Source organism: Thioalkalivibrio sp. (genome assembly GCF_041685615.1).
GTDB lineage: Bacteria > Pseudomonadota > Gammaproteobacteria > Ectothiorhodospirales > Ectothiorhodospiraceae > Thioalkalivibrio.
In genome coordinates this window covers 1-2,510 of the sequence record NZ_JAWLFK010000110.1, presented here as the reverse complement: position 1 = coordinate 2,510, position 2,510 = coordinate 1, and the positions used below count along the sequence as shown (strand labels likewise).

The 2,510-nt window shown below is 69.0% G+C and carries 3 protein-coding genes; all 3 read right to left on the bottom strand.

Going from position 1 to position 2,510, the window contains the following annotated elements:
- Nucleotides 1-182: 182 nt before the first annotated feature.
- On the bottom strand, nt 183-584 hold the full coding sequence (locus tag ACESLR_RS12030; protein WP_373054758.1) for a type II toxin-antitoxin system VapC family toxin: 402 nt from the start codon (nt 582-584) through the stop codon (nt 183-185).
- Entirely contained in the window at nt 568-834 is a 267-nt protein-coding gene (locus tag ACESLR_RS12025; protein ID WP_373054757.1) for a type II toxin-antitoxin system Phd/YefM family antitoxin, read from the bottom strand. The genes ACESLR_RS12030 and ACESLR_RS12025 overlap by 17 nt, the downstream gene beginning before the upstream one ends.
- Before the next feature lie 209 nt (nt 835-1,043).
- Nucleotides 1,044-2,510 (bottom strand): exodeoxyribonuclease V subunit alpha (gene recD / locus ACESLR_RS12020; protein ID WP_373067805.1); only part of this gene is annotated, 1,467 nt, incomplete at its 5' end.

The window sequence follows — 2,510 nt, the reverse complement described above, 5'->3', positions numbered from 1 at the left end:
AGCCTGCTTGCAGGCGAAGCCCCTGCCCACGCCCGCCGCCGGCAAGGCCGCCACAGGAAGACACGAAGGCCGGAAGGAAACGAATGGGTTTAGCCTCATGCGCCTGGCCGCCCGAGATCCGGGCCGCCGGGCTCACCGCGCCTGGTTCACTCGCAAAAGCGACCCGAGCGCGTGCGCATACGTTAATCAGTCTTTCTCTGGACCAATTGAATGGGACCCGGGTAACGACCCACCTGGGCGTCGCTGGTCAGAAGCGTGTACCCCTCCGTTTCTGCCTGGGCGACCAGAATGCGGTCGAATGGATCCTTGTGAATATCGGGCAAATGGCTGACCGCCAGTGTGTGCTGACCCGTGATCGCCAGCTCCTCGTACCCGTGCTCCAGTAGCTCGCGACGAAGGACATGGGGCTCGACAACGAAATCGCTGCGTCCCAGCCCGTGCTTGATCACGATTTCCCACAAGCTCGCTGCACTGAACGCAATCGCGTTACCCGGGTCCTGGATCAGATCGCGAGCGCGGGCGGGCAGTTTTGGGGAATCGGCCGCTGCCCAGAGCAGCAGGTGGGTATCAAGAAGCAGATGCATTCGGCTCGTCACCCTGGAACAGCGCTGCGATCGCCTCCTCGCCCATCCGATCCAGATCGTCCGGAATCTCAAGCTGCCCCTTGAGGAAACCAATCCGGTCCGAAGCGGATTCCGCCGACGCCTCGATACGCGACAAACGCGCAATGGGCTTGCCCGCCCGGGCGATCACGACCGGCTCGCCCCGACTGACCTTCTCCAGTAGCCGGGAGAAGTGCGTCTTTGCTTCATGGATGTTGACCGTCTCGCTCATAATGCCCCACCAGAGTTAGTCCGATCGTTCAGACTAACCCATCAGGAGCGCACTCGCCATTCCTTGCCTCGCACATCCAAGGGCACGACCGAAGGTACGGCGAATCGCCCAGCACCGTAGGATGCGATGAGCGCAGCGAATCGCATCATGGGGCGGTCGGTGTCCCGTGAACGGTACGGTTCGCGAAGCTCAACGCACCCTACGGCGGGCTAGGGGAAGTCACGAAGCCACCCGCGCAGGCCGCCGCTGCGGCGGATCTGGCGCTGGCTCGCGGCGGCCAGGGTACCGGCGCGCGGCTCCAGCAGGCTGAACCAGCGGCTGGCGCGGGTAATGGCCGTGTAGGCCAGCTCGCGGGTCAGGATCGGGCTGTCCACCTCCGGCAGCACCAGGGCGACGTGCTCGAACTCCGAACCCTGCGCCTTGTGCACGGTCAGGGCGAAGGCCGTCTCGACCGCCTCCAGGCGATTGGGCAGCACCCAGCGCACCCGGTCGTCCCCGGCGAGGAAGGCGACGCGCAGCACCGGCGGCTCCCCGTCCTCGTGAACATCCGCCCCCGCCTCGGGCTCGCCCCGCGCCAGCCAGGCCGGGACGGCCAGCGCGATGCCGATATCGCCGTTGATCAGCCCCAGCGCATCGTCATTGCGGGTGACGATCACCGGCCGCCCCTCGAACCAGGGCCCATGCCCTTCGGACCCGCCGCTGCGGCCGGCATCCGCCTCCAGCAGCCCGCGCGCCTGTAACGCCGCGGCGATGCGTCGGTTGAGCGTCTCCAGCCCCCAGGGGCCACGGCGCACCGCGCACAGGAGCTGGAAGCGCCCGTGGGCCGCCAGTACGTCACGCGCCCAGTCCTCCCAGGCCGCGCGCGGCACCGCCGGGGCCGGGCGGGCGGCACGCAGACCCTGCAGATACCCGGAATAGCCAACCGCTTCATCCTCCGGCGTATCCGTGCGCCCGTCCACCGCGAGTTTCACCAGCGCCGGGTCCTCGGAACCGGCGAGCACGCTCTGCAGGACGGCGTCGTCCCCGCCCGCCCCACTCGACGCCTCGCCCGCGTTCACGGCGGCCGCCAGCCGCCCGATCCCGCTGTCCGCGCCGAAGCGATGGCTCTCGCGCAGCATCACGATGTGCTGGTCCAGCGCCTGGCCATTGGCATCCTGCATGGCCTGCGGCACGGTCATCCCGGTCACGGCCTCCAGCCACTGCGCGGTCGACGGCGTGTAGTGCCCGCCCGCGGCGCGATGGCACAGCTCGCCCAGCACCGCGCCGGCCTCCACCGACGCCAGCTGGTCGCGATCGCCCAGCAGGATCAGGCGCGCCGTGCGCGGTACAGCCTCGATCAGGCTGGCCATCAGCTCCAGGTCGATCATCGAGGCCTCGTCCACCACCAGCACATCCACCGCCAGCGGATTGCGCGCCCCGTGGCGGAAGTGCCGGGTATCCGGCCGCGCGCCCAGCAGGCGGTGTACCGTCACCACCTCCGCCGGCAGGTTTCGCCGCAGCGCATCACCATCCGGAAGCGTCTCCAGCCCCAGGCGGTCCAGCGCCCCACTGACCGAGGCATTCAGGCGTGCCGCCGCCTTGCCGGTGGGCGCGGCCAGGCGAATCCGCAGCGGGTCTTCCGGCCCCTGCAGGCCCTGCAGCAGCGCGAGCAGCCGCAGCACGGTGGTGGTCTTGCC

Bases quoted from the DNA above. Each gene is read 5' to 3' on its own strand.
- ACESLR_RS12030 (WP_373054758.1), bottom strand. From the start codon at position 584: ATGCATCTGCTTCTTGATACCCACCTGCTGCTCTGGGCAGCGGCCGAT.
- ACESLR_RS12025 (WP_373054757.1), bottom strand. From the start codon at position 834: ATGAGCGAGACGGTCAACATCCATGAAGCAAAGACGCACTTCTCCCGG.